Source organism: Amycolatopsis eburnea, assembly GCF_003937945.1.
GTDB lineage: Bacteria > Actinomycetota > Actinomycetes > Mycobacteriales > Pseudonocardiaceae > Amycolatopsis > Amycolatopsis eburnea.
This window is the reverse complement of record NZ_RSEC01000024.1, coordinates 240495-266009: the sequence shown is the minus strand read 5'-3', so window position 1 is coordinate 266009 and position 25515 is coordinate 240495. Positions and strand designations below refer to the sequence as shown.

31 protein-coding genes are annotated in these 25515 nt (G+C 71.2%); 18 read left to right on the top strand and 13 right to left on the bottom strand.

Going from position 1 to position 25515, the window contains the following annotated elements:
- Positions 1-54 precede the first annotated feature (54 nt).
- Together EIY87_RS07520 and EIY87_RS07515 are read left to right on the top strand one after the other, a co-directional pair.
- Positions 55-900 carry a hypothetical protein gene (locus tag EIY87_RS07520; protein WP_125306922.1) on the top strand — a complete coding sequence of 282 codons (846 nt, stop codon included), beginning with the start codon at positions 55-57 and terminating at the stop codon, positions 898-900.
- A complete protein-coding gene (locus EIY87_RS07515) occupies positions 893-1567 on the top strand; it encodes a DUF402 domain-containing protein (protein ID WP_191983997.1) in 675 nt (224 codons plus the stop codon). The genes EIY87_RS07520 and EIY87_RS07515 overlap by 8 nt, the downstream gene beginning before the upstream one ends.
- Here EIY87_RS07515 and EIY87_RS07510 read toward each other — a convergent pair.
- Positions 1524-1826, bottom strand: a complete 303-nt coding sequence (locus EIY87_RS07510) for a hypothetical protein (protein WP_125306921.1) — start codon at positions 1824-1826, stop codon at positions 1524-1526. The two genes, EIY87_RS07515 and EIY87_RS07510, sit on opposite strands and share 44 nt — an antisense overlap.
- A gap of 96 nt (positions 1827-1922) precedes the next feature.
- On the opposite strand from EIY87_RS07510, the gene EIY87_RS07505 reads away from it, so the two are divergent.
- Entirely contained in the window at positions 1923-3026 is a 1104-nt protein-coding gene (locus tag EIY87_RS07505) for a branched-chain amino acid aminotransferase (RefSeq protein WP_125306920.1), read from the top strand.
- 74 nt (positions 3027-3100) lie between these two features.
- Here EIY87_RS07505 and cobT read toward each other — a convergent pair whose 3' ends face one another.
- On the bottom strand, positions 3101-4177 hold the full coding sequence (cobT, locus tag EIY87_RS07500) for a nicotinate-nucleotide--dimethylbenzimidazole phosphoribosyltransferase (RefSeq protein WP_125306962.1): 1077 nt from the start codon (positions 4175-4177) through the stop codon (positions 3101-3103).
- Between the two features lie 74 nt (positions 4178-4251).
- Here cobT and EIY87_RS07495 point away from each other — a divergent pair, with 74 nt between their 5' ends.
- Complete coding sequence (locus tag EIY87_RS07495) at positions 4252-4938, top strand: IspD/TarI family cytidylyltransferase (protein ID WP_125306919.1); 687 nt, start codon at positions 4252-4254, stop codon at positions 4936-4938.
- Here EIY87_RS07495 and EIY87_RS07490 read toward each other — a convergent pair.
- Complete coding sequence (locus EIY87_RS07490; protein ID WP_125306918.1) at positions 4935-5378, bottom strand: hypothetical protein; 444 nt, start codon at positions 5376-5378, stop codon at positions 4935-4937. The genes EIY87_RS07495 and EIY87_RS07490 overlap by 4 nt on opposite strands.
- A 137-nt stretch (positions 5379-5515) precedes the next feature.
- Here EIY87_RS07490 and EIY87_RS07485 point away from each other — a divergent pair, with 137 nt between their 5' ends.
- The 3 genes from EIY87_RS07485 to EIY87_RS07475 are packed head-to-tail and all read left to right on the top strand — an operon-like array spanning position 5516 to position 7309.
- On the top strand, positions 5516-6265 hold the full coding sequence (locus tag EIY87_RS07485) for a GntR family transcriptional regulator (protein WP_125306917.1): 750 nt from the start codon (positions 5516-5518) through the stop codon (positions 6263-6265).
- Positions 6262-7104: a phosphoribosylaminoimidazolesuccinocarboxamide synthase gene (locus EIY87_RS07480; protein ID WP_125306916.1), complete on the top strand. Its 843-nt coding sequence runs from the start codon at positions 6262-6264 to the stop codon at positions 7102-7104. The genes EIY87_RS07485 and EIY87_RS07480 overlap by 4 nt, the downstream gene beginning before the upstream one ends.
- The gene (locus EIY87_RS07475) at positions 7097-7309 is read left to right on the top strand and encodes a hypothetical protein (protein WP_125306915.1); all 213 of its coding nucleotides are present in this window, start codon (positions 7097-7099) and stop codon (positions 7307-7309) included. The genes EIY87_RS07480 and EIY87_RS07475 overlap by 8 nt, the downstream gene beginning before the upstream one ends.
- Here the strand turns inward: EIY87_RS07475 and EIY87_RS07470 are convergent.
- Together EIY87_RS07470 and EIY87_RS07465 are read right to left on the bottom strand one after the other, a co-directional pair.
- Positions 7306-8295, bottom strand: a complete 990-nt coding sequence (locus EIY87_RS07470; RefSeq protein WP_125306914.1) for an aldo/keto reductase family protein — start codon at positions 8293-8295, stop codon at positions 7306-7308. The two genes, EIY87_RS07475 and EIY87_RS07470, sit on opposite strands and share 4 nt — an antisense overlap.
- Positions 8296-8534: 239 nt before the next feature.
- Positions 8535-9182 (bottom strand): DUF3043 domain-containing protein, encoded by a 648-nt coding sequence (locus tag EIY87_RS07465; RefSeq protein ID WP_125306913.1) that lies wholly within the window; start codon positions 9180-9182, stop codon positions 8535-8537.
- A gap of 146 nt (positions 9183-9328) precedes the next feature.
- Here EIY87_RS07465 and EIY87_RS07460 point away from each other — a divergent pair, with 146 nt between their 5' ends.
- Entirely contained in the window at positions 9329-9706 is a 378-nt protein-coding gene (locus EIY87_RS07460) for a HesB/IscA family protein (protein ID WP_004562664.1), read from the top strand.
- Between the two features lie 62 nt (positions 9707-9768).
- Here EIY87_RS07460 and EIY87_RS48015 read toward each other — a convergent pair whose 3' ends face one another.
- Complete coding sequence (locus tag EIY87_RS48015) at positions 9769-9939, bottom strand: hypothetical protein (RefSeq protein WP_191983996.1); 171 nt, start codon at positions 9937-9939, stop codon at positions 9769-9771.
- 148 nt (positions 9940-10087) lie between these two features.
- On the opposite strand from EIY87_RS48015, the gene EIY87_RS07455 reads away from it, so the two are divergent.
- Positions 10088-11080, top strand: a complete 993-nt coding sequence (locus EIY87_RS07455; RefSeq protein ID WP_125306912.1) for a carbohydrate kinase family protein — start codon at positions 10088-10090, stop codon at positions 11078-11080.
- Between the two features lie 79 nt (positions 11081-11159).
- Here EIY87_RS07455 and asnB read toward each other — a convergent pair whose 3' ends face one another.
- Positions 11160-13094 (bottom strand): asparagine synthase (glutamine-hydrolyzing), encoded by a 1935-nt coding sequence (asnB, locus tag EIY87_RS07450; protein WP_125306911.1) that lies wholly within the window; start codon positions 13092-13094, stop codon positions 11160-11162.
- 184 nt (positions 13095-13278) lie between these two features.
- Here asnB and ctaC point away from each other — a divergent pair, with 184 nt between their 5' ends.
- Together ctaC and EIY87_RS07440 are read left to right on the top strand one after the other, a co-directional pair.
- Positions 13279-14220 (top strand): aa3-type cytochrome oxidase subunit II, encoded by a 942-nt coding sequence (ctaC, locus tag EIY87_RS07445; protein ID WP_163046671.1) that lies wholly within the window; start codon positions 13279-13281, stop codon positions 14218-14220.
- A 32-nt stretch (positions 14221-14252) separates the two neighbouring features.
- Positions 14253-14672, top strand: coding sequence for a cytochrome c oxidase subunit 4 (locus tag EIY87_RS07440; RefSeq protein WP_125306910.1), 420 nt, complete (start codon positions 14253-14255; stop codon positions 14670-14672).
- 52 nt (positions 14673-14724) lie between these two features.
- Here the strand turns inward: EIY87_RS07440 and EIY87_RS07435 are convergent, their stop codons facing one another.
- The gene (locus EIY87_RS07435; protein WP_125306909.1) at positions 14725-15684 is read right to left on the bottom strand and encodes a GlxA family transcriptional regulator; all 960 of its coding nucleotides are present in this window, start codon (positions 15682-15684) and stop codon (positions 14725-14727) included.
- An 83-nt stretch (positions 15685-15767) separates the two neighbouring features.
- On the opposite strand from EIY87_RS07435, the gene EIY87_RS07430 reads away from it, so the two are divergent.
- Positions 15768-16658: a DMT family transporter gene (locus tag EIY87_RS07430; RefSeq protein WP_125306908.1), complete on the top strand. Its 891-nt coding sequence runs from the start codon at positions 15768-15770 to the stop codon at positions 16656-16658.
- Here the strand turns inward: EIY87_RS07430 and trpD are convergent.
- From trpD to EIY87_RS07415, 3 genes are all read right to left on the bottom strand, one after another.
- Complete coding sequence (trpD, locus tag EIY87_RS07425) at positions 16651-17685, bottom strand: anthranilate phosphoribosyltransferase (RefSeq protein ID WP_125306907.1); 1035 nt, start codon at positions 17683-17685, stop codon at positions 16651-16653. The two genes, EIY87_RS07430 and trpD, sit on opposite strands and share 8 nt — an antisense overlap.
- A 5-nt stretch (positions 17686-17690) precedes the next feature.
- Entirely contained in the window at positions 17691-18092 is a 402-nt protein-coding gene (locus EIY87_RS07420) for a response regulator transcription factor (protein ID WP_125306960.1), read from the bottom strand.
- Positions 18093-18154: 62 nt separating this feature from the next.
- Complete coding sequence (locus EIY87_RS07415; protein WP_125306906.1) at positions 18155-18568, bottom strand: hypothetical protein; 414 nt, start codon at positions 18566-18568, stop codon at positions 18155-18157.
- 95 nt (positions 18569-18663) lie between these two features.
- On the opposite strand from EIY87_RS07415, the gene ctaE reads away from it, so the two are divergent.
- From ctaE to EIY87_RS07390, 5 genes are all read left to right on the top strand, one after another.
- Positions 18664-19287, top strand: a complete 624-nt coding sequence (ctaE, locus tag EIY87_RS07410) for an aa3-type cytochrome oxidase subunit III (protein ID WP_086681061.1) — start codon at positions 18664-18666, stop codon at positions 19285-19287.
- A gap of 61 nt (positions 19288-19348) precedes the next feature.
- Complete coding sequence (gene qcrC, locus EIY87_RS07405; protein ID WP_125306905.1) at positions 19349-20167, top strand: cytochrome bc1 complex diheme cytochrome c subunit; 819 nt, start codon at positions 19349-19351, stop codon at positions 20165-20167.
- The gene (gene qcrA / locus EIY87_RS07400) at positions 20164-21318 is read left to right on the top strand and encodes a cytochrome bc1 complex Rieske iron-sulfur subunit (protein WP_125306904.1); all 1155 of its coding nucleotides are present in this window, start codon (positions 20164-20166) and stop codon (positions 21316-21318) included. The genes qcrC and qcrA overlap by 4 nt, the downstream gene beginning before the upstream one ends.
- Positions 21315-22988, top strand: a complete 1674-nt coding sequence (gene qcrB, locus EIY87_RS07395) for a cytochrome bc1 complex cytochrome b subunit (protein WP_125306903.1) — start codon at positions 21315-21317, stop codon at positions 22986-22988. Before qcrA ends, qcrB begins: the two co-directional genes overlap by 4 nt.
- A 78-nt stretch (positions 22989-23066) precedes the next feature.
- Entirely contained in the window at positions 23067-23420 is a 354-nt protein-coding gene (locus tag EIY87_RS07390) for a VOC family protein (protein ID WP_125306902.1), read from the top strand.
- A gap of 3 nt (positions 23421-23423) precedes the next feature.
- On the opposite strand, the gene EIY87_RS07385 is transcribed toward EIY87_RS07390, so the two are convergent.
- Both EIY87_RS07385 and EIY87_RS07380 read right to left on the bottom strand, forming a co-directional pair.
- The gene (locus EIY87_RS07385; RefSeq protein ID WP_086856699.1) at positions 23424-23705 is read right to left on the bottom strand and encodes an Lrp/AsnC family transcriptional regulator; all 282 of its coding nucleotides are present in this window, start codon (positions 23703-23705) and stop codon (positions 23424-23426) included.
- A gap of 58 nt (positions 23706-23763) precedes the next feature.
- Positions 23764-24501 (bottom strand): maleylpyruvate isomerase family mycothiol-dependent enzyme, encoded by a 738-nt coding sequence (locus EIY87_RS07380; protein WP_125306901.1) that lies wholly within the window; start codon positions 24499-24501, stop codon positions 23764-23766.
- Positions 24502-24546: 45 nt separating this feature from the next.
- On the opposite strand from EIY87_RS07380, the gene EIY87_RS48890 reads away from it, so the two are divergent.
- Positions 24547-25437, top strand: a complete 891-nt coding sequence (locus EIY87_RS48890) for a MerR family transcriptional regulator (protein WP_125306900.1) — start codon at positions 24547-24549, stop codon at positions 25435-25437.
- The last annotated feature ends 78 nt before the right edge of the window (positions 25438-25515 follow it).

Sequence of the window (25515 nt, the reverse complement as noted above, 5' to 3'; positions counted from 1 at the left end):
AGCCATGCTAATGACGACGGAAGCCGGGGTGAACAGAGGGAGAGGGAGGACCGCGTGCGGCTGGGTGGCGGGCTGCTGGTGCTGCTGGCGGCGGGAGCGGCGGGCGCGGGCTGGTGGCTGCTCGCCGGGCTGGTGCTCGCGGCGGTCGCCGCCGGCGCGTCCGCACGGGTGCCGGAACCGGGGGACGCCCTGGTCGACCGGGTCGTGGTGGCGCTCGCGCGGCTCGCCGAGGTGACGGTCTACGCGATCGCGTTCGGGGCCTACGTCTTCCCGGCGCACCGCGAACTCGCCGCGGTGGCCTTCGTCGTGGTGGCCGCCGGCGCGGGGTTCGCCGGGCTCAAGGTCCCGACGATCGTCGTACGGATCGCGGGCGGGCTGCTGCTCGCGGCGGGGCTGGTGCTCGTCGTGGTGTGCGTCGCCGTGCCGCCGGTGGGGACGGCGGACGGCTTGCGGCCGCCGGACTTCGCGGGTGTCCTCGTCGCCGCCGTGCTCGCGCTGCCGTTCCTGCGCCCGGGCGGCCGGGAGCACGCGGGCCCGCGCGTGCTGCTGCTCGGCGCGGTCGCCGTCTTGGCCGCCTTCGCCGCGCTCTACCAGCTCGGCGCGGTCCGGCTCGGGCTGTCGCTCACGTCGCTGCGCGACCTGCTCTCCGCCGCCGACGCGGACGCGCTGCAGCCGCTGCTGACCGCCGTCGCGGTCCTCGCCACCGTCGTCCCGGCACTCGCCGCGGGCGGGGAGGTCCGGACCCGGGCGGGGGTGCCGGGGCTTGCCGGGCTGGCCGTCGCCGCGGTGGCCGCGTACTTCCTGCCGGTGCTGCCGGTGCTCGTCGCCGCGGGGCTGACGACCGTGACCGAGCTGCTACTGGGTGTACGCGCGCGCAGGTACAGTGGGGTGCGTGACTGATCGACGCTGGCGGCCGGGGCAGACGGTGGTCGAACGGTTCCACCGCCCGGACGGCTCGATCGGCCAGGTCCACCCGCTGCGCGTGCTGGCAGACGACGGCCGCGTGCTGCTCGCCTGGCTGCCGGCGGGCACGCCGATCGTCGGCAGCAGGCTCGTGGACGGGCGCTCGATGGCGGAAGCGCCCCTGGACCAGCGGTTCCGCATCCCGCGCGTGCCGGTGCCGGACTTCTGGCACCGCACGTCCACGCTGCGCCGCATCGCCGACGACGAATGGTCGTCGGTCTGGTGGTTCTTCGACGCAAAGGGCCGCTTCACGAACTGGTACGTCAACCTCGAGGTCCCGCTCGGCCGGAACGCGCTGGGCGTCGACCGCATCGACGGCGTGCTCGACGTCGTCGTCGACCGCGACGGCACCTGGCGCTGGGACGACGAAGACGAAGCCGAGGTCGCGATCGACGCCGGCCGGCTGACGCGGGAGCAGCTCGACCGGCTGCGAGCGGAGGGCGAGCGGATCGGCGCGCTGGCCGAACGCGGGGCCTACCCGTTCGACGGCACGGACACCGACTTCCGCCCGGACCCGGCGTGGCCGGCGCCGCAGCTGCCCCCGGGCCTGCTGGCCGGACTCAGCCCGCGGTCAGGAACAGGACCAGCGCCAGCACCGCGTTGATCACCGCGAGGATGACCACCGACTTCGTCGGGATCACCTTCGGGAACACGGTCTTGCCGTGGATGCTCCGCCACCAGACGATGCCGAAGACGCCCGCGACGAGGCCGAGGAACCCGCCGAAGCCGCTGCTGAGCACCGCCCAGCCGACCATGCCGAGCAGTCCGACGCCGAACGTCAGGAGCACCGCGGCGGCGAACGTCTTGACGTCGGCCCCGCCGGTCTTGGGCCGGGGCACCGGCTGCGTGGAGTGGTAGGTCACAGCGTCATAGTAGAGCGGTCACGGCGCGGGCGCGGGAGACCCGGAACACGAGGACATCCGACTAACGTGCGTCCGACCAAAGGGTATCGTCTAGTCATGACGACCACGACGCAGTTCGCCCCTGTCCCGCACCCGAGTCCTGCGAGCGCGGACCGTGTCGCGGAGGTACTGGAAGCCCCTGGATTCGGTACGTACTTCACCGACCACATGGTCACCCTGAAGTGGTCGAAGGCCGAGGGCTGGCACGACGCCCAGGTCGGCCCGTACGCCCCGTTCACGCTCGACCCGGCGACGTCGGTGCTGCACTACGGCCAGGCGATCTTCGAAGGCCTCAAGGCCTACCGCCAGCCGGACGGCTCGATCGCGTCGTTCCGCCCGGACGCCAACGCGGCGCGGTTCCGCCAGTCGGCCGAGCGGCTCGCGATGCCGCAGCTGCCCGAAGACGTCTTCGTCGACTCGCTGCGCGAGCTCATCGCCGTCGACGCCCGGTGGGTGCCGACCCGGCAGGGCGACTCGCTGTACCTGCGGCCGTTCATGATCTCGACGTCGACCGGCCTGGGCGTCAACAGCCCGGCCGCCGACTACGTGTACACGGTCATCGCGTCCCCGGCCGGCTCGTACTTCTCCGGCGGCGTGAAGCCGGTGAGCGTTTGGCTGTCGACGGAGTACGTGCGCGCGGCCCCCGGTGGCACCGGCGCGGCCAAGTGCGCGGGCAACTACGCGGCTTCGTTCGTCGCGCAGGCGCAGGCCGTCGAGAAGGGCTGCGACCAGGTGGTCTGGCTCGACGCGGTGGAGCGGCGCTGGGTCGAGGAGATGGGCGGGATGAACCTGTTCTTCGTCTTCGGCTCGGGCGAGAACGCCCGGCTGGTCACGCCGGAGCTGACCGGCTCGCTGCTGCCCGGCGTCACGCGGAAGTCGTTGCTGCAGCTGGCTTCCCGGCTCGGCCACAAGGTCGAGGAGCGCCGGATCTCCACCGACGAGTGGGAGAAGGCGGCGGCGTCCGGCGAGCTCACCGAGACGTTCGCCTGCGGCACGGCGGCGGTGATCACGCCGGTCGGCCACGTGAAGCACGCGGGCGGCGAGTTCACCATCGCCGACGGCCAGCCCGGCACCCTCACGATGAAGCTGCGCGAGGAGCTGACCGGCATCCAGGAGGGCACCCGCCCCGACCCCGACCACTGGATGGTCAAGCTCGCCTGAGTGCCCCCAAGTGCCGTGAAGGCCTCCTTGCCGGGCAAAAATGCCGGTAAGGAGGCCTTCACGGCTTTTCGGGTTCAGGAGGCGGAGGCCGTGATGAGGGGGCCGGAGACGCCGGCTTGGTCGTGGGTGGCCGTTTCGGCCAGGACGCGGGCGGCCATCATCAGCAGCGGGAGCGCGGTCACCGCGCCGGTGCCTTCGCCGAGGCGGACGTCCAGCTCCAGCAGGGGTCCGAGGTCCAGGTGCTCCAGCGCGAGGGCGTGCGCGGGCTCGGCCGTCCGCTGCCCGGCCACCCACCAGCGGCGCGCGCCCGGGGCGAGGTCTTCGGCGACGAGCGCCGCCGCGCACGCCACCAAGCCGTCGAGGACCACCGGCGTCCGCCGGACCGCGGCCTGGGCCAGGAAGCCCGCCATCGCCGCGATGTCCGCGCCCGCCGTCGTGCGCAGCAGGTCCAGGGGGTTGGCGAGGACCACGCGGGCGCGGCGCAGCGCGTCGCGGACCGCGGTCGCCTTGCGCATCCAGGCGTTGTCGTCGATGCCGGAGCCGCGTCCGACGACGGCGACCGGCTCGCTGCCGGTCAGCGCCGCGACGAGCACCGACGCCGGCGTGCTGTTGCCGATCCCGAGGTCGCCGGCGACGAGCAGGTCGGCGCCGCCGTCGACCTCCGCGTCGGCGATCGCGATCCCGGCGCGGACCGCCGCCTTGGCCTCGGCGTCGGTCAGCGCGTCCTCGACGTCGATCGAGCCGGAGCCGCGGCGGACCTTGAACTCGCCGATCGACCGGGTCGCCGGCGCCTCGGTGTCCACGGCCAGGTCGACCACGCGGACGCTCGCGCCCGCGGCGGCGGCCAGCACGTTGATCGCGGCGCCGCCGGTCAGCATGGTGCCGAGCAGCTGCGCGGTGACTTCGGCGGGGTAGGCCGAGACGCCCTTCGCGGCGATGCCGTGGTCACCGGCGAACACGACGACGCGCGGCCGTGTGAACGGCCGCGGCGGCGACTGCCCCTGGCACGCGGCGATCCACACGCCCAGCTCTTCGAGCCTGCCCAGCGAACCGGCCGGCTTGACCAGCTTGCCGTGCAGGGCGATCGCGTCGGACCGGGCGTGGTCGTCGGGCGGGGTGATCTCGGGGAACTCGATGTTTTCCGGCTCCACACCAGGCCCTTTCTCGTCCACGGCAACGCTGGCGCCAACCTACCGGGAAGCCGTCCCCGGTAATCTCGCGGCTCGTGGAGACGACGGCGGCCGCGGTGGTGCTGGCCAGTGGCGCGGGCACCCGCGTCGGCGCGAAGCTGAACAAGGTCTACCTGCCGCTGGCCGGGCGCCGGGTGGTGGCCTGGTCGCTGGACGCGTTCGCGCGCGTGCCCGGCATCGGCGTGCTGGTGCTGGTGATCCGGCCGCAGGACCGGGAACTGGCCGACGAGGTGCTCGCGGAGTTCGGCGGCGACGTCGAACTCGTCCACGGCGGGGACACGCGCCAGGCGTCCGAGCTCAACGCGCTGCGCCACCTCGCTCCGAGGATTGCGGGCGGCCGGGTCGACGCCGTGCTGCTGCACGACGCGGCCCGGCCGCTGGTCCACCCACAGCTGGTCGATGCGGTGCTGACCCGGACACGCGAGGACGGGGGGGCTGTGCCGGGCCTGGCCGCGGACGACGTCGTCGGGGTGGATGCCGGGCACCTGGTCGCCCAGGTGCCCGGCGCGATCCGCGTCCAGACGCCTCAAGGCTTCCGGGCCGGACCGCTGCTCGAGGCCTACGAACAGGCCGAGCGCGAAGGCTTCCTGGGTACGGACACTTCCTCGTGCATGGAGCGGTTCTCCTCCCTGCCGATCCGGTGGGTCCCGGGTGCTCCCGAGAACCTCAAGATCACGTATCCCCACGACCTGGTGGTCGCGGAGCGGCTGCTCGCCCGCTAAGCGCAGGCGGGCGGGCCGCCGTCGTCCCCTTCCGTCGTGCTCGTGGGCCGGATGGTGACGTCCTGCCGCAGGGCCGCCGGGACCCCGCAGTCCGGCTGCGGGCGCAGCGCCTGCAGCGGCGCGCCCGGGGTGCCGGGCTCGGCGAGGGTGAGCACCGCGCGCAGCGTCCACACCGGGGTGGCGTGGTACTGCCAGGTGACGACCCGCGGGCTGAACACGTCCGTGCCCGGGAAGGTCGGGACGCGGTAGGCGCTGGCCCGGTGCTCGTCGCGGAGGATGATGACGTCCGCGCACGTGGGCCACCGGTGCACCGCCGCGTAGACCTCCGGGGCCTCGCGGCCGCCGAACAGGTGCAGCACCCATTTGCGGCGCCGGAGCTCCTCGAGGAGTTCCTCGAGGCCCTGGCCGCTGGATCCGGTGTGAGGTGTGGGCGGGGACACACTTTCGAGGGTAACTTGCGTACTAGAGCGCAGTCCAGCTCGTGTACTAGTACACCTGGGTGGTTCTGATCAGGGCTTTGTCACCGACACCCTGGCGTGCTAGAACACTTGTGCGTCCGTCCTCGTGAGGAGCCGCCGTGCCCACCCTCGACCGTCCAGAGCCGCCGTACCTGCAGATCGCGGGCCGGATCCGCGACGACATCCTGTCCGGCCGGCTGCAGGAGGGCGACACCGTGCCCTCCGCCCGCGAAATCGCGCGCACGTGGGCCGTCGCCATGGCGACGGCCACCAAGGTGCTGGCCACCCTGCGGTCGCAGGGCCTGGTGCGGCCCGTGCGCGGGGTCGGCACGGTCGTCGACCGGGGCGGCCTGCACCGCACGGCCCGCGACCGGTCGGCCGCGTCGGCGCGCACGGGGCGGATCTACCCGCCCGGTCACTACGCGGTGATCCGCTCGGCCGGGCTCGAGCCGGCGTCGGAGCGCGCCGCCGCCGCGCTGGGCCTCGAAGAGGGCGCCCCGGCGGTCCGGCGGCAGCGCACCACGTACGGGCCGGACTCGCGGCCGCTGTCGACGTCGACCTCGTGGTTCGACGGCGCGCTCTCGGCCAAGGCGCCGGCGCTGCTGGTCGCGGAGCGGATCGTCGAAGGCACCTCGGCCCACGCGGCCGCACGGCTGGGCACCAGGATCGTGACGACGCAGGAACGGCACGCGGCGGGCCGCGCGAGCGGCGAGGAGGCGAGCGAACTGGGGCTGCCCGAAGGGGCGCCGGTGCTGCTCGGCCGGAGCACCTTCCTGGCGGCCGACGGGACGGTCGTCGAGTACGGTGAATCCGCCGCCTTGCCCGACCACTGGGTTTTCTACGAGTACACGACTGAGGACGGCGAATGAAGAAGATCCACGCGGGCAAGGTCCGCGACCTGTACGAGCTCGACGGCGGGGACATCCTGCTGGTCGCGTCCGACCGGGTCTCGGTCTACGACGTGGCGCTGCCGACGCTGATCCCGGACAAGGGCGCGCTGCTCAACCAGCTCTCCGCGTGGTGGTTCGACCGGATGGCCGGGGTCGTGCCGAACCACGTCGTGTCGACCACCGACGTGCCGGCGGAGTTCGCCGGGCGCGCGATGCGGTGCAAGCCGCTGAAGATGGTCAAGGTCGAGTGCATCGCCCGCGGCTACCTCGCCGGCCTCGGCCTGCGGGAGTACCAGCGCGACGGCAAGATCTCCGGCGTCGCGCTGCCGCCGGGCCTGCGCGAGGGCGACAAGCTGCCCGAGCCGATCTTCACGCCGACGACCAAGGAGTCCGACACCGGGCACGACGAGTTCATGACCTTCGACGAGGTCCTGAACGACATCGGCGAGGACACCGCGAAGCGGCTTCGCGAGCTGACGCTGGAGATCTACACCAAGGGCGCGGAGCACGCGGCGAAGCAGGGCGTCATCATCGCCGACACGAAGCTGGAGTTCGGCTTCGACGCAGACGGCACGCTGACCCTCGGCGACGAGGTCCTGACGTCGGACTCGTCGCGCTTCTGGCCCGCCGACGAGTGGGAGCCGGGCCGGCCGCAGCACGCGTTCGACAAGCAGTTCGTCCGCGACTGGTCGCGGTCGACGGGCTGGGACCAGACCCCACCCGGGCCGGAGATCCCCGCGGACATCGTCGAGCAGACGCGGCAGCGCTACACCGAGGTCTACGAACGGATCACCGGGAAGACCTGGGTCCGTGGGTGAGTTCGACCCGTACCGGCTGATCGACGAGGTCGAGACGCTGCTGGTTTCGCACGGCCTCGCGCCGTCGCGGATCCCCGGGCGAGGAGGCGACCGGCTGGCGGGCGCCAGCCGCCTCCTGCGCGGGTTCGGCCTGGAGCCCCGGATGGCCCCCGAAGACGCGTTCGGCTTCGGGGTGCCGTTCCAGGGCCGGATCAACCAGGACTAGGGGCTCTTGGTCAGGCTCGCGTCGCGCTCCACGACGTCACCGAGGACGTCGTCGATGGCCTGGAGCAGGTCGGCGTCGAGCTTCTTCCCGGCCGCCTTGACGTTCTCGTGCACCTGCTCCGGCCGCGAGGCCCCGATGATCGCGGAGGCGACGTTCGGGTTCTGGAGCACCCACGCGACGGCCAGCTGAGCCAGGCTGAGGTCGGCCTGCTTGGCGAGCGGCTCCAGCTCGGCGACGCGCTTGAGGACGTTCTCGTCGAGGAAGCGGGCGACCATGTTGGCGCCGCCCTTCTCGTCGGTGGCGCGCGAGCCGGCGGGGTACTCCTGGCCGGGCTTGTACTTGCCGGTCAGGACGCCCTGCGCGATCGGCGACCAGACGATCTGGCTGAGGCCTTCGCGCTCGGAGGCGGGGATGACCTGGTCCTCGATGACGCGCCAGAGCATGTTGTACTGCGGCTGGTTGGAGACGAACGGGATCTTCAGCTCACGGGCGAGGGCGGCGCCGCGGGAGATCTGCTCGGCGGTCCACTCGGAGACGCCGACGTAGAGCACCTTGCCCTGGCGGACGAGGTCGGCGAAGGCGAGCATGGTCTCTTCGAGCGGGACGGTCCGGTCGAACCGGTGCGCCTGGTAGAGGTCGACGTAGTCGGTGCCGAGGCGCTGCAGGGAGGCGTTGGCCGACTCCATGATGTGCTTGCGGGACAGGCCCTTGTCGTTGGGGCCCTTGGGACCGGTGGGCCAGAAGACCTTGGTGAAGATCTCCAGGCTCTCCCGCCGCTGCCCCTTCAGGCCACGGCCGAGCACCGATTCGGCGGCGGTGTTGGCGTAGACGTCGGCGGTGTCGAAGGTGGTGATGCCGGCGTCGAGTGCGGCCTTGATGCAGGCGTGGGCCTGGTCCTCCTCGACCTGGGAACCGTGGGTGAGCCAGTTCCCGTACGAGATCTCACTGACGTTGAGGCCGCTGCGGCCGAGACGACGAAACTCCATGGGGTGAGCTTAGGCGGAAATCGTTTGCTTTGCTAACGACCCTGGAGTGACTCCAGCCTCGCTCCGGCTCCCCGGGCGGAGCCAGGTCCCTGCGCGCCGCGTGTCTTGAATGAGTCATTCAGGTCTTCGGAGGTCCTGAATGACTCATTCAAGACCTTTGCGGCAGCGGGCGCGCCGGCCGGTCGTGGACAGCAAGAAGCCGGGTCGAGCATCGCTCGACCCGGCTTCTCGGAACCAGCTCAGTTCGGGATCGGGTCGCCCGGCTTCAACCGCGGCTTCGGCACCCGCAGCCGCCGGATCTGGGACGCCCGCACGAACGCGTACCACCCGATCGACCGGCCGTTCACCGTCTCCTTCGGGAACTTCTCCCGCACCAGCTTCGCGATCTTCCGGCCGTTCACGAAGCCCTCGATCGCCATCACCAGCAGCATCGCCGTGCACAGCAGCGTGATGTACGACTGGACCTGGGGCAGCGGGACCAGCAGCGCCAGGAACACCACGATCGCCAGCGGCATGAACAGGCCGAGCAGGTTGCGCCGGGTGTCGACCAGGTCGCGGACGTACGCCTTCACCGGGCCGCGGTCGCGGGGGAGGAGGTACTTGTCGTCGCCCGCCATCATGCGGTCGCGGCGGAGCTTGGCGGCCGCGCGGCGGTCTTCCTTCGTCTGCGGGTTCGCCTTGCGCAGTTCCTTGTTGCGCTTCATCGCCTCACGCATGGTGGTGGGCGGCGGCGCCACCGGGCCGCGCTTCTTCGCCTCCGCGTCGCGGCGCTTCGGCGTAGCCTTGCCCTTACCGGGCGTGAACGCCTTGCCCGCGACGTCGACGGCGTCCGTCGTCTCCGGCTCTTCGGCGGCGGTGTCTGTGGTGCTTCGGCGCAGGAACCTCACCTCACCAGGGTATTGCAGGCGTCACGCCGCCGTTCACCAGGTCGATCGATGTGCGACCATGGTGGGGGAACAGATCGGACGCTCCGGGTGTTGAAGACGTCAGCACGAGGAGTATCCGCAGCGAGTTCGAACTTTGAGGGAGTGCCATGACGACCGCTGAGCACGCCGGCGCGACGCAGGCCGAGACCGCCGAGGAGACCCACGGCGTCACGTTGACCGACGCCGCGGCTTCCAAGGCGAAGGCCCTGCTCGAGCAGGAGGGCCGCGACGACATGCACCTGCGCATCGCCGTCCAGCCCGGTGGCTGCGCGGGCCTGCGCTACCAGCTGTTCTTCGACGAGCGCACGCTCGACGGCGACCTGTTCCGCGACTTCGACGGCCTCAAGGTCGCCGTGGACCGGATGAGCGCGCCGTACGTGTCGGAAGCCGTCATCGACTTCGTGGACACGATCGAGAAGCAGGGCTTCACGATCGACAACCCGAACGCCACCGGCTCCTGTGCCTGCGGCGACTCGTTCCACTGAGTCAGCGTGAGAAGGGCCCCGCTCCCCGTAAGGGAGGCGGGGCCTTCTTCGTCTCTGCGGACCTACACGTAGGCGTCGAGCTCCGCGACCTGGGCGTGGCACGCCTCGTCGACCTGCCACGGCTTGGCCGTGACGCGGGGCAGCGGCAGGCGCTCGGCCTGCAGGTTCGCCGGGATGAGCGCGCAGTCGGCGATCAGCTCGGACAGGGTCTCGGGTTCGGTGACGGCGTTCACGATTCGTAACGCTATTGATCGCGATTCGACTGGAGAAGGAGTACCAGCCGGTAGTGTCGGCTGGGCGCGCGCGAACTACCCGGATGGGTCATGACCCGGGGGTAACTTCGCGCCTTTTGCCGTGAGGTCGAACACAAAGGAGCAGCCGGTGGCAGACAGGGCCAGGATCGCGGTGTCCGGCAGTATCGCGACCGACCACCTCATGCACTTCCCGGGCAGGTTCGCGGAGCAGCTGGTCGCGGAGCAGCTGCACCGGGTATCCCTGAGCTTCCTCGCCGACGACCTCGTGGTCCGGCGCGGCGGCATCGGCGCCAACATCGCCTTCGGGCTGGGGGTGCTCGGCGTCCAGCCGGTCCTCGTGGGTGCCGTCGGCGCCGACTTCGCCGACTACCGCTCCTGGCTGGAGCGCCACGGTGTCGACACCTCCGGCGTGCACGTGTCGGAGGTCGCGCACACCGCGCGGTTCGTCTGCACCACCGACGAGGACCTCTGCCAGATCGCGACGTTCTACGCGGGCGCGATGGCCGAGTCCCGCAACATCGAGCTGCAGCCGATCGCCGAACGCGCCGGCGCGCTCAGCCTGGTGCTGATCAGCCCGGACGACCCGGAGGGCATGGTCCGCCACGCCGAGGAGTGCCGGCAGCGCGGGTACGCCTTCGCCGTCGACCCGTCGCAGCAGCTGGCCCGGATGAGCGGCGAGCAGGCGCGTTCCTTCGTCGCCGGGGCGAAGTACCTGTTCAGCAACGACTACGAGTGGGAGCTGCTGCTCCAGAAGACCGGCTGGACCGAGGCCGACGTCCTCGCGCAGGTCGGCATGCGGATCACGACGCTGGGGGAGAAGGGCGTCGAGATCGTCGGCAAGGACGGCACGGCCCTGCAGATCGGCGCGGTCCCCGAGCGCGCGAAGGCCGACCCGACGGGTGTCGGCGACGGCTTCCGCGCGGGCTTCCTGGCCGGCCTCGACGGCGGCCTGAACGTCGAGCGCGCCGCCCAGCTGGGCTCGCTGATCGCGGTCCTGGTGCTGGAGACGGTCGGCACCCAGGAGTGGACGTTCGACCGCGCGGACGCGCTGGCCCGCATCGGCGAGGCCTTCGGCCCGGACGCGGCCGACGAGATCGCCGCGGTCCTCCCCGCCGCCTGACCCAACGCCCGAAAGCCGTGAAGGCCTCCTTACCGGGCAAAAATGCCGGTAAGGAGGCCTTCACGGCTTTTTCGGCGGGTCAGAGCTTGACCGGGTACACCGGCTCGGGGATTTCGGGCTTGATGCGGTGCTCGACGAAGATGCCGTGCCACAGCATGAACACGATCAGCGCCCACAGCTGGCGGCTGCGGTCCAGCTGACCCGCCTTGTGCTCCTCCAGCAGCGCCAGGATCGCCTTCTTGTCCAGCAGCTCTTCGGTCTTCGAGTCGTTGATGATCCCGCGCGCCCAGTCGTACATCTCGTTGCGCAGCCACAGCCGGATCGGGACCGGGAAGCCCAGCTTGCGGCGGTTGAGCACGTGCGCCGGGATGATCTTGGCCAGTGCCTGCCGCAGCGCGTACTTCGTGGTGCCGTGCGCGAGCTTCTGGTCCAGCGGGATGGACGCCGCGACCTTGAACACCTCGGCGTCCAGGAACGGCACCCGCAGCTCCAGGGAGTTCGCCATGGTGACCTTGTCGGCCTTGACCAGGATGTCGCCGCGCAGCCACGTGTAGAGGTCGACGTGCTGCATCCGGGCCACCGGGTCCCAGCCGCGCGAGACGTCGTACCAAGGCGCCGTGACGTCCTTGAAGCCCACGCCCTCCTGATACGTGCGAAGGACGTTCCGCAGCTGGTCGTCGCGGAAGTTGCGGGCGTTGCCGTAGTAGCGGTCCTCCAGCGGCAGCGCGCCGCGGCGCAGCAGGTCCTTGCCGCGGGTGCCCTCGGGGATCTTCGTCGAGACCTTGCCGATGAGCTTGCGCATGCCGCCGGGGATCTTCTCGAACGGCGCCAGCGAGATCGGCTCGTTGTAGATCGTGTAGCCGCCGAACAGCTCGTCCGCGCCCTCGCCGGACAGCACCGCCTTGACGTGCTTGCGGGCCTCGCGGGCGATGAACCACAGCGGGACCAGCGCGGGGTCGGCCACCGGGTCGTCGAGGTACCAGACGATGAGCGGCAGCACCTCCATCATCTCGTCCGCCGACACCGTCCGGACGACGTGCTTCACCCCGATCGCGGCGGCCGACTCGGCGGCGACGTCGACCTCGGAGTAGCCCTCGCGCTCGAACCCGGTGGTGAACGCGATCAGGTTCGGGTTGTGCTCCTTGGCCAGCGTCGCGGTGGCCGTGGAGTCGATGCCGCCCGAGAGGAACGCGCCGACCGTGACGTCCGGGTCGGAGATCATGTGCTTGCCGACCGAGTCGCGCATCACATCGGCGATGCGCTGGTGCAGCTCCTCGGCCTCGGCCTGCGAGTTGACCGGCTTGGCGCTGAACTGCGGGTGGAAGTAGCGGGTGAACTTCACCTCACCGCCGGGGACCACCTCGAACGACGTCCCGGACTCGACGCGGCGGATCGCGGTGTGCAGCGACTCCGGCTCGGGCACGTACTGCAGGACCAGGTAGTGCTGCAGCGCCGTCCGGTCCAGCTCCTGGGCCACGCCGAGGACGTCCGAGAGCTCCAGCAGGCTCTTCTTCTCGCTGGAGAACGCCACCCCGCCGGGGCCGGCCGAGTAGAACAGCGGCTTGATGCCGAACGGGTCGCGCGCGCCGAAGACCTTCTTCTCCTGGGAGTCCCAGATCATGAAGGCGAACATGCCGCGCAGCCGCTTCACCCACTCGGCGCCGAGGTAGTGGAAGCCGGCGACGATGGCCTCGCCGTCGCCCTCGGTCTCGAACTTGGCGCCGTACTTCTCCGCGAGCTCTTCGCGCAGCTCACGGTAGTTGTAGATCTCGCCGTTGAAGTTCATCGTGTACCGGCCGGGCGCCTCCGGCGGGCCCCAGACCAGCGGCTGGTGGGCGTGCTCGACGTCGATGAACGCGAGCCGGTTGAAGCCGTAGACGACCTCGGCGTCGGCCCACGTGTCCTGTTCGTCGGGGCCGCGGTGGCGCTGGCAGCGCATGGCCGCGCCGACGGCGTCACGCGCGTTCGCCGCGCCGGTCTCGGTCGCGCAGATCAGTCCAAGCAGGCCGCACACGGGTACTCACACACCTTCAGGGGTATTCGCGGGGCTGGGAAGGGCCCAGTATGCCGGGCCGGTCGTGGCGAGTACCACGCGCGTCGATGGTTACCCCTTGGTCAGCGGGACGGGCCAACTCGGCTAGAGTCCGGCTGTCACAAAGATCGGTCGTAGGAGGCTCTGGGTGAAAGGGCGAGGCGCAGTGGGACAACCCAAGCGCACCCTGGGGAAGCGGACCGTGCGCGTGGCCGCTTTGGCGGTGCTGGTCGCGCTGACCGCGACGGGCTGCTCCGGCGACGAGATCCTGCGGTTCGGCTGGCCGGTCGGCGTGACCGAGCAGGCGAACCAGATGCGGAACCTCTGGACGTGGACCGTGGTCGCGGCGCTGGCCGTCGGCGTCATCGTGTGGGGCCTGATCTTCTGGACCGCGACGTTCCACCGCAAGAAGAAGACGGCCGACGGCGAGCCGGAGGAGCTGCCCCGGCAGTTCCAGTACAACATCCCGCTCGAGCTGTTCACGGTCGTCGTCCCGACGATCATGGTCTGCGTCCTGTTCTTCTTCACCGCGACGACGGAGTCGAAGGTCCTGGACAAGATCCCGAACCCGGACGTCAAGGTCCAGGTCGTGGCCTTCCAGTGGAACTGGGAGTTCAAGTACGAGGACGAGTCGGCGAAGAAGGCGGACGGCCAGCAGGTCAGCACCGTCGGCTCCTCCGGCGAGATCCCGCTCCTGGTGCTCCCGGTCGGCAAGACCATCCAGTACGACCTGGTCTCCACCGACGTCATCCACTCCTTCTGGGTCCCGGAGTTCCACTTCAAGCGGGACGTCATGCCGAACCCGGAGAAGAACAACCAGGACAGCTCCTTCCAGAACAAGATCGACCGCGAAGGCTCCTTCGTCGGCCGGTGCGCGGAGCTGTGCGGCACGTACCACTCGGTGATGAACTTCGAGGTCCGCGCGCTGTCGGCGGACAAGTACGACCAGTACATCGCGCTGCGGAAGCAGACGAACCCGGCGACCGGCCAGGCGTTCACCGCGGCCGAGGCGCTGGCGAAGATGAACTGCGGCGAGCTGTGCACCCCGCACGCGGTCACGACGCAGCCGTTCAACACCGACCGCACGGCCCGCACCGCGTCGAACTGACGTCCGGCTGAAACAGGAGTAGGGAAGAACCCATGAAGGCCGAAGCCCGCATCTTCTTCATCGTGGCGATCTTCGCCGTGTTCATGGCGGTCGTGTACTGGGTGTGGACCGCGCTGGCCGCGACCCACGGTCCGGAGCCGGTGGGCATCGTCTCGCTGTTCCTGACCGGCGGCCTGGCGTTCCTCGCGGGCAGCTACATGCAGTTCGTCGCCCGGCGCATCGAACCGCGGCCGGAAGACCGCGAAGACGCCGAGATCAGCGACGGCGCGGGCGAGCTGGGCTTCTTCAGCCCGGGCAGCTACTGGCCGGTCGCGATGGCGGCCACGGCGGCCCTCGCGGCGCTGGCGCTGGCGTTCTTCCACATCTGGCTGCTGGTGATCGCGCTGGTCGCGCTGCTCATCACCATCGGCGGCCTGGTCTTCGAGTACCACACGGGCCCGTCGCACGACTGACGCTGTTTTCGAAGCCGGCCGTCACGCACCCGCGTGGCGGCCGGCTTCGTTTTCAGCCCCGGAAGGCCGTCCGGTACGACGACGGACTGGTCCCGCGCAGCCGCGTGAACTGGTGCCGCAGCGCGGCCGCCGACGCGTAGCCGCAGGCCGTCGCGATGTCCTCCACCGACAGCCCGCCCGCTTCCAGGAGGGCCTGGGCGCGGTCCAGGCGCCGCTCGGTCAGCCACCGGTGCGGCGTCGTGCCCGTGGCGGCCGAGAAGCGGCGCAGGAACGTCCGCTCCCCGAGCCCGCTGCGGCGGGCCAGCTCGGCCACCGTGAACGGCTGGTCCAGCCGCCGTTCGACCCATTCCAGGGCTTCCGCGACCACGGCGTCGTCGGCCGCCGCCGTGGCCGGGACCGGGGCCTGGACGAACTGGGCCTGCCCGCCCGCGCGGTGCGGCGCGGCGACCATCCGGCGCGCCAGCGTCGTGGCCGCCGCGACACCGCGCAGCCGGCGCACCAGGTGCAGGCACAGGTCGACCGCCGCGACCGTGCCCGCGCTGGTCAGGACACCGCCGTCGTCGGCGTACAGCGCCTGCGGGTCGACGTCGGCGGTGGGGAAGCGCGCGCGGAACTCGGCCTCGTACACCCAGTGGACCGTGCAGCGGCGGCCGTCCAGCAGGCCCGCGTAGCCCAGCGTGAAGACGCCCGCGCAGAACCCCGCGACCCACGCCCCGCGTGCGGCCGCGTCGCGCAGGACGTCCAGGACAGGCTCGGGCGGTGGCGCGGTCCGGGGTGCGCACGTCGGGACGATGAGCAGGTCCGCCGTCGCCGCGTAATCGAGGTCCTGCAGGCCGGAGAGCCCGAACCCGGACCAGCTGGCGACCGCGCCGCCGCCGGGCGAGCAGACACCGAAGTCCCAGCCCTCGATGCCGTCGGCGCTGCGGTCGGTGCCGAAGACCTCGCAGGCGACGCCCAGCTCGAACGGCGAAACGCGGTCGGCGAGCACCACCGCGACCCGGTTGACGTCCATGCCGGCCAGTCTGTCACAAGTTTTGCGGCCGTTGTCATCTCTGACACTGGTTGGCGGGCGCCGGCGAGACGAACCTGGTCCTCATGACGAACTCGGAAACCCGCCCGCTGCTCCAGTGGTCCGCGGCGATGGCCATGTCCGGCACGATCGGCGCCGTCGTCCTCGAGAGCGGCGCGGCCGCGCCGGCGGTGGCCTTCGCCCGCTGCTTCGTCGGGGGCGCGTTGCTGGCCCTGTGGTGCCTCTCCCGCGGCTGGCTGCAGGCCTGGCGGCCGTCCCGCCGCGACCTCGGCCTGGCCGTGCTGGGCGGGCTCTTCCTGGTCGGCAACTGGGTGCTGCTGTTCGCTTCGTACGCGCTGTCGTCGATCTCGGTCAGCACGGTCGTCTACCACACGCAGCCGCTGATCCTGGTCGGCCTGGCGGCCGCGTTCCTCGGCGAGAAGGTCGCGAAGAGCCACCTGGCCCGTGCCGCCATCGCGTTCGGCGGAGTGGCGGTGATCTCGCTTTCCGCCCACGGCGAGGACGGCAAACCCGTGCAGCTGGCCGGCATCGGCCTCGCACTCGGCGCGGCCGTGCTGTACGCGGGAGCGTCCTTCGTCGCGAAGCAGCTGAAGCACATCCGCCCGCACCTCCTGGCCGCCGTGCAGACGACGGTGGGCGCGCTGGTGCTGGCACCCCTGCTGCTCGTCACGCCGCTGCCCACGACGACTTCGGGGCTGCTGTGGCTGGTCCTGCTCGGGACCGTCCACACGGCACTGATGTACGTGCTGATGTACGCGAGCATCGGCAAGCTGCCGACCACGACGGTGGCCCTGCTGTCCTACCTGTACCCGGTGGTCGCGGTGCTGGTGGACATCGCGTTCTACGGCCACCGCCCGAGCTGGCCGGAGGGGCTGGGCATGCTCGCGGTCCTGGCGGCCGCACTGGCTCCGCAGCGCGGCCGCCGGACCGAAGCTCAGCCCGTGAAGGTCAGCTGAAGGCGATCCAGCGGTCCAGCATCGCCGCGGCGGCGCCGGAATCGATCGCCTCCGCCGCCCGGGCCAGTCCCGCCCGCAGGTCGTCCTCCAGCGACGCCGAGAAGCCCGTGAACGCCGCCAGCGCGGCGGCCGCGTTGATCAGGACGGCGTCGCGGACCGGGCCCGCCTTGCCGGCCACCAGCTCGCGGACCACCTCGGCGTTCGCCGCCGCGTCGCCGCCGCGCAGGTCGTCCGCCGTCGCGCGGGGGATGCCCAGCTCGGCCGGGTCGAGGGAGCGCTCGGTGACCGTGCCGCCCGAGACCACCCAGACCGTCGACGTCGTCGTGGTGGTGATCTCGTCGAGGCCGTCGTCGCCGCGGACGACCAGGGCCGTCGTGCCGCGGCGGGCGAACGTCTCGGCCAGCACCCGGGTCTTGTCCTCGTACGCGCAGCCGATGACCGCGGCGCCCGGCTGGGCCGGGTTGGTCAGCGGGCCGAGCAGGTTGAACGTCGTCGGGATGCCGAGCTCGCTGCGCACCGGGCCGGCGTGCCGCAGGGCCGGGTGGAACGCCGACGCCAGGAAGAACCCGATCCCGACCTCGTCGAGGCTGCGGCGCACGTCCTCCGGCGGCAGGCTGATCCGCACGCCGAGCGCCTCGAGGACGTCGGCCGCGCCGGACTTCGACGACGCGCTGCGGTTGCCGTGCTTGGCCACCGGGGCGCCGGCGGCCGCCGTGACGATCGTCGCCATCGTCGAGATGTTCACCGAGTTGGAGCCGTCGCCGCCGGTGCCGACGATGTCGACCGCCGGGCGGTCCAGCTCGACGCGCCGGGCGTGCGCCAGCATCGTGGCCGCCATGCCGGCGATCTCCTCGGGCGTCTCGCCCTTGGCGCGCAGCGCGACCGCGAACCCGGCGATCCGGGCCGGGCTCGCGGCGCCGCTCATGATCTGGTCCATCGCCCACGCCGTGTCCTCCGCGGAGAGGTCGACGCCCGCGATGAGCTGCTTGAGCAGGGGTGGCCAGGTGCGGGGGACCGGGGTGGTCACCGGGCTCAGCCGTTCACGACGGGGACCCGCCGCAGCACGTCGGCGACGGTCTCCGCGGCGGTCAGCGGGTCGAGCGGGTGCACCAGCACGGCGTCCGCCTGCGACCAGGTCGCCAGCCACCGGTCGTCCTTGCGCCGCACCGACACCACGATCGGCGGGCAGTCCGCGATCTCGGCCTTGAGCTGGCGGCAGAGGCCGATGCCGCCGGTCGGCTGCGCCTCGCCGTCGAGGATCGCCAGGTCGACGTTGCCCGCGTCCACCTCGGACAGCACGTCCGCGATCCCGGCCGCCTCGACGTAGTCCACGCGCGCCAGGTCCGCCGCCGGACGGCGCCCGACCGCGTTCACGATCGCCTCGCGCACCTCCGCCTTGTGGCTGAACACCAGGACCCGCATCGACTCGCCCATGTTGGACACGCCTCCATCTCGTCACCGCACGTCTGGGGCGATCGTATCGGCCGAGACGGACATCACGCGGTCGGCTCCGGCTGGAGCGCGTCCCAGCCCAGCGCGTCGCCGCCCAATCGTTGCGCGAGGCCCGCCATCCGGGACCGTTCCTGGGCGCAGTGGAGCGCGTCGAGCACCTGGACGCGCACCGCGAGCACGCGCGTCAGGCCGTCCGCGGAGGACTGTTCCCGCAGGTCGTAGCCGTCCTGCGCGAGGATCGAAGCCGCTTCGGCGACCCGGTCCGGCGGCAGCAGCAGGTGGTGCCGCAGGACGGCCGGTGCCGTGCTGACCCAAGCGGGTGAACCCGCCAGCACGGCGGAGTCCGCGACGACCGGGTCGAAGGCCTCGGCGACGATCTCCAGCCCGGGGTCGTCGGGCCCGAGAACAGGCGTTTCGCGCCCCTTGACCAGGTTGAGCAGGCGGTTCACCAAACTCATGAGTAGTTCTCACCTTCCCGGGCATCCCGTGTGATCGGCAACGCAGGCGGCTCGCCGTGGACCCACCCGGCGGAGCGGTGGTGCGAGAGGACATAATGCGACGCGTGACAACGGCAGCTCCCACCATCAGTCAGCGGGTCCACTCGCTGAACCGGCCGAACATGGTCAGTGTCGGCACCATCGTGTGGCTGTCCAGCGAACTGATGTTCTTCGCCGGGCTGTTCGCGATGTTCTTCACCGTCAAGGCGCAGAACTCCTCCGGCCAGTGGCCGCCGCCGTTGCACGGCGAGGAGTTCCACCTCAACGTGGCGTACGCGATCCCGTTCACGGTGATCCTCGTGCTGTCCTCGCTGACCTGCCAGTTCGGGGTGTTCGCCGCCGAGCGCGGCGACGTCTACGGGCTGCGCCGCTGGTACATCATCACGTTGATCATGGGCGCGATCTTCGTCGGCGGCCAGGCCAACGAGTACCACAACCTGGTCGAAGAGGGGATGACGATCCCGTCCGGCCCGTTCGGCACGGTCTTCTACCTCGCCACCGGGTTCCACGGCCTGCACGTCATCGGCGGGCTCATCGCCTTCGTGTACCTGCTCATCCGCACGAAGCTGAGCAAGTTCACGCCCGCCCAGGCCACGTCGGCGATCGTCGTGTCCTACTACTGGCACTTCGTCGACATCGTGTGGGTCGGCCTGTTCGGTGTGATCTACCTCCTTCCGTAGGTCCGCCCAGCCGCCACCACCATCACCATCGGCCTGAACTGACAGCAAGGGTTGCCGCAAGATGACCACCAGCACCAAATCGTCGGAGCGCCGCTACCGCGCGCGGTCGAAGCTGCGGAGGCGGTTCGCCGGCCTGCTCGCGCTCGGGATCGCGCTGGTGGGCGCCGGCGCCCTGTACGCCGTGTTCGCCCCCGAGCCGCAGACCGCGCAGGCCCAGGGCACGCCGGCGCAGCTGCGCTTGGGCGAGCAGGTCTACAACAACACCTGCATCGCGTGCCACGGCGCGAACCTCGAAGGCGTGCAGGACCGCGGGCCGAGCCTGATCGGCATCGGCGACGCCGCGGTGTACTTCCAGACTTCTTCGGGCCGCATGCCCGCCGCGCGCCAGGAGGCGCAGGTCGAGCGGAAGCCGCCGAAGCTGACCGAGGCCGAGATCGACGCGGTCGGCGCCTACATCCAGGCGCACGGCGGCGGCGTCCAGCGCCCGGCGGAGAAGGGCGAGGCCCTGCGCGGGTCCGACCCGGCCCGCGGTGGCGAGCTGTTCCGCCTGAACTGCGCTTCGTGCCACAACTTCACCGGCCGCGGCGGTGCGCTGTCGGCGGGCAAGTACGCGCCGAACCTGGACCCGGCCAGCGAAGAGCAGATCTACACGGCCATGCTCACCGGCCCCCAGAACATGCCGAAGTTCTCCGACCGGCAGCTGTCGCCGGAGGAGAAGAAGGACATCGTCGCCTACGTGAAGTCGGTGTCCGACGGCAACAATGACCCGGGTGGGAACGGCCTCGGCGGGGTCGGCCCCGCTTCGGAGGGCGTGATCGCCTTTATCGTCGGGATCGCCGCGCTGATCGGCGTGACGTTGTGGATTGGATCGAAGGCATGAGTGCCGAGGGGCCGAAGCCGCCGACGGAGGCGGAACTGGCTGAGATGGACCGGGACCAGCTGGTCAAGCTGGGCGGGCAGCTCGACGGCGTCGAGATCGTCGAGTACCCGACCCCGTGGCCGGTGGAGGGCACCCGGGCGGAGCGCCGTGCCGAGCGCCTGGTGGCGTTCTGGTTCGCCCTGTCCGCCCTGGCCGGGCTGGGCTTCGTCGTCTCGCTGATCTGGTGGCCGTGGAAGTACGAGTCGCCGGACAACGAGAGCGGCCACTTCTGGTACAGCCTCTACACCCCGATGCTCGGCATCACGCTCGGCCTGGCCATCCTCGGCCTCGGCATCGGCGTGATCCTGTACACGAAGAAGTTCGTGCCCGCCGAGGTCGCGGTGCAGGAGCGCCACGACGGCGAGGGCAAGGGGTCGGCCGAGGTCGACCGCCAGACGTTCCTCGCGCACCTGGCCGACGCCGGCAACCGCAGCACCATCGCGCGCCGGTCGCTGATCAAGCGCTCGGCCATCGCCGGGGCCGGCACGCTGGGCCTCGCCGCCGCCGCGCTGCCGCTCGCGTCCTTCATCAAGAACCCGTGGAAGGACAGCGAGAGCCGCGAGTCGCTGTGGCACACCGGCTGGCAGCCGAACTTCCCGGGCGAGAAGGTCTACCTGCGCCGCAACACCGGCAAGCCGCTGGAGGAGGGCGAAGAGGTCAGCCTGGTCAAGGCCGAGGACCTCGACGCCGGCGCGATGGAAACCGTCTTCCCGTACCGCGAGTCCGAGAAGGACAAGCCGGAGCTGCTCGCCGCCGCGCTGACCCGGGTGGACAACCCGGTCATGCTGATCCGCCTGCGCCCGACCGACGCCGCCAAGGTGGTCAAGCGGGCCGGCCAGGAGGACTTCAACTTCGGCGACTACTACGCGTACACGAAGATCTGCAGCCACGTCGGCTGCCCGACCTCCCTGTACGAGCAGCGGACCAACCGCATCCTGTGCCCCTGCCACCAGTCGCAGTTCGACGCGCTGCACTACGCCAAGCCGATTTTCGGCCCGGCGACGCGTCCGCTGGCCCAGCTACCGATCACGGTGGACGAAGAGGGATACTTGATCGCGCGAGGCGACTTCATCGAGGCCATCGGTCCGGCCTTTTGGGAGCGTAAGTCATGAGTTCACTCACCACGCCGACCAAGGGGTCGAGTGCCGTGGAGCGGCACTTGGGCGAGGCCGCGGACAACGCGGACCAGCGGTACCACGCGGCCAAGGGCCTGCGGCACCAGATGAACAAGGTCTTCCCGACGCACTGGTCGTTCCTGCTCGGGGAGATCGCGCTCTACAGCTTCATCATCCTGCTGCTCACCGGCGTGTACCTGACGCTGTTCTTCGACCCCTCCATGCAGGAGGTCGTCTACCAGGGCAGCTTCAAGAACATGCAGGGCCTGGAGATGTCGCAGGCCTTCCGCACGACGCTGGACATCTCGTTCGACGTCCGCGGCGGGCTGTTCATGCGGCAGCTGCACCACTGGGCGGCGCTGATCTTCGTGGCGTCGATGGCCGTGCACATGCTGCGCATCTTCTTCACCGGCGCGTTCCGGCGCCCGCGTGAGGCCAACTGGGTGATCGGCGGGCTGCTGCTGATCCTGGGCTGCTTCGAAGGCTTCTTCGGCTACTCGCTCCCGGACGACCTGCTCTCGGGCACCGGTATCCGCGCGACGCTGTCGGGCATCGTGCTCTCGGTGCCGGTGATGGGCACCTGGATCCACTGGGCGCTGTTCGGCGGGGAGTTCCCCGGCGACCAGATCATCCCGCGCCTGTACACGCTGCACATCCTGCTGCTGCCGGGCATCATGCTCGCGCTGGTCGGGGCGCACCTGGCGCTGGTCTGGTACCAGAAGCACACCCAGTTCCCGGGGGTGCGCCGCAAGGAGACCAACGTCGTCGGCGTCCGGATCATGCCGTACTTCGCGCTCAAGGGCGGGGCGTTCTTCACCCTGGTCGTGGGTGTGCTGGCGCTGATGTCGGGGCTGTTCCAGATCAACCCGGTGTGGAACTTCGGCCCGTACAACCCGGCGCAGGTGTCGGCGGGCTCGCAGCCCGACTGGTACATGGCCTGGGCCGACGGCATGCTCCGGATCTGGCCCGCGTGGGAGGTCTACCTCGGGAACTACACGATCCCGGCGGTGTTCTTCCCCGGCGCGATCGGCATGCCGATCCTGTTCGGCCTGTTCCTGACCTACCCGTTCCTCGAGCGGAAGCTGTCCAAGGACACCGCGCACCACAACCTGCTCCAGCGGCCCCGGGACGTCCCGGTCCGCACGGCGCTGGGCGCGATGGCGCTGGGCTTCTTCATGGTGATCGAGCTGTCGGGCTTCAACGACATCATCGCCGACCAGTTCGACATCTCGCTGAACGCGACGACGTGGGCGGGCCGCATCGGCGTGCTCCTCGTGCCGCCGCTGGCGTACTACTTCACCTACCGGATCTGCCTGGGCCTGCAGCGGGCCGACCGCGAGGTGCTGGAGCACGGCGTCGAGACCGGCATCATCAAGCGGCTGCCGCACGGTGAGTTCATCGAGATCCACCAGCCGCTCGGCGGCGTGGACAGCCACGGCCACGCGATCCCGCTCGAGTACCAGGGCGCGTCCGTGCCGAAGAAGATGAACAAGCTGGGCTCGGCCGGGCAGGCGGTCCCGGGCACGCTCTGGTCGCCGGACCCGGCCGAGGAGACCGCCGCGCTGCAGCGGGCCCACGGCAACGGGCACTCCGGCACGGAGAACGGCGAGCACGGCGAGTTCGACTCGGCCGAAGCGGCTTCGGCCGCGAAGCAGTCGGACCACTAGCCGTACAGCAAGCGCGAAGGCCACCTCCGGTTCGCCGGAGGTGGCCTTCGGTGTTCCCGGGCTGGCACGATGCGCGGCATGGAACGCGTGCTCGGCATCGGTGGGTACTTCTTCCGCGCGGCGGACCCGGCGGCCCTGGGGGCCTGGTACCGGGACTGCCTGGGCCTCGACACCGACGAACACGGCAGCTGGCCGCAGGAGGCCGGGCCGACCGTCTTCGCGCCGTTCGAGGCCGGGACGGACTACTTCGGGTCGCCCGCGCAGCAGACGATGCTCAACTTCCGGGTCCGCGACCTGGACGCGATGCTGGCGCAGCTGCGCGCCCAGGGGGCCGACGTGGCCGAGGACGTCCAGGACATGGCCGGCGTCGGCCGCTTCGGCTGGGTCACCGATCCCGAGGGGAACCGCGTCGAGCTCTGGCAGCCGGCCTGAGCGTCAGTCCTCGACGCCGATCGAGAAGGCCGACTCGGTGTCGGCGCGGGAGTAGGACCGGAACGCGATGTGCGTGACGGTGTCCAGCACGCCCGGCACCTTCCCGATCCGGCCGGGGATGAGGTCGGCCAGCTCCTCGTGCGCGGACACCTTCACGGTGGCGATGAGGTCGACGTCCCCGGCGCACGAGTAGACCTCGCCGACACCCTCGATGTCGGCGATCGCCTGCGCCGCGTCCGGGATCGCGTCCGCCTCAACCTGGATCAACACGATCGCGGTGATCACCTGGGTCCTCCAAGACTTCGTCTGCGGGTGTCGCCGGTGATCCTAGTGAGCCGTGTGGTCACGCCGCCGTGTGCGCCAGCCAGTGCTCGGCGAGGGTGTGGTCGCCGGTGACGCGCACGCGGTCCGCGGGGAGCCGGCGGGTGAGGACGAGCAGGAGGTCCCGCACGGGCCCGGCGAGGGTCGTGTCGGCGGGGCTGGTGGCGTGCGTCCAGCGGACGCCGTCCGGGGTGCGGGTGATGAGCCAGCCGGGGCCGTCCTCGGGGGCGAGCCGCAGGGTCTGGCCGGTGCCGCGGAGCTGGGCGAAGGCGGGGTTCAGGGTCGCCGTGGCGGGGTCGGCGAGAATGTCCAGCCACTCGCTGATCGCGTCGGCGGCGAGGTCGGGGCCGACCTCGAACGCGGCGCCGGTGGCGAACGCGGCGTCGGCGTGGTGGACGGTGGTGTCGTGCGCCATCCGCCGCAGCCAGAACTGCGCGGGCTGGGGGCCGAAGAAGGTCCACACGGGCGTCTCACCGGCGGCCAGGACGGCGTCTTCGAGTTCGGCGGCGCCCTGGAGCAGCCAGTCGGACCACTTCTCGGGCGAGCCCGGGTCGGCGTCGAACGGATCGGGGACGGGGGACGGCCCGGAGCCGACGATGCTCGCGGCCCAGCGGTGGGCCTGGCCGATGTGCCCGACGAGCACCCGCAGCGGCCAGTCGGGGCAGGTCGGCACGTGCGCTTCGGGATCGGCGCCGGTCACCGCCCCGGCGAGCGCGGCGGTGTGGTCGTGGAGGCCTTCGGCGAGTCTGGTGGTGTCCATGGGCCGTACCGTAGGAATTCCACCCGGCTGGAGGTTCGACCGAAGGTGACCGAGGACACACTGGGCATCGGCGACCTGGCCCGGCGGACGGGCGTACCGGTCCGCACGATCAGGTTCTACAGCGACGAAGGCCTGCTGGAGCCCGCCCGCAGCGTCGGCGGCCACCGCCGTTTCGAAGCGGCGGCGGTGGAGCGCCTGGAGCTGGTGCGCCGGCTGCGCGGCCTCGGGCTCGGCCTCCGTTCGATCACCGACGTCCTGGGCGGCCGGCGCTCCCTGGACGACGCGGTGGCGGCCGAGCGCACGGCGCTGGACCGCGAGCTGGCGACCCTGTCCTGGCGGCGTTCGGTGCTGCGGGCGGTGGAGGAAGCGCCGTCCCGGCTCGACCTGCTGTCGGCGGTGCAGGACGGCCCGGCGGCGCGCGAGGCGCTGGTGCGGCTGTGGGAGCCGATGACGACGGGCCCGATCCCGCCGGACACGGTGCGGATGTTCCTGGACATCGGCGCGCCGGTGCCGCCGGAGTCGCCGACGACCGCCCAGGTGGTCGCGTACGCGGAGCTGGTGGTGCTGGCGGCCGACCGGGAGCTGGCGGTGGGGCTGCGGGCGAGCACGCTGGTGGCCCACGAGCGGATCACGGACCTGGGCGCGTTGCACGCCTCGGTGGGCGAGGCCTGCGTCCTGGCGGCCGGCGCGGTGTCGGCGGGCCTCCCGCCCGCACCCGGCCCGGCGCTCGACCGGTTCGTGGCGGCTCATGCGACGGCCCATCGGGCGGTGGACAGCGTGGAGTTCCGGCGGGCGTTGAACCGGCGGACGGCCGCGGACCGGTCGCCGCGGCTGCGGCGGTACTGGCATTTGGCGGGGGAGGTCACGGGGGAGGCCGCGCCGATGGGTGTTGCGCACACCTGGCTGCTCGATGCGCTGGCCGGATCGGTCGGGTGAGGGGCGAGGGCCGGGTGGGGCGCTGGGGGCCGTTGGGGCTCCTGTGGGGGCCCGCCGCTCAGCGTGGCCCGTTCGTGC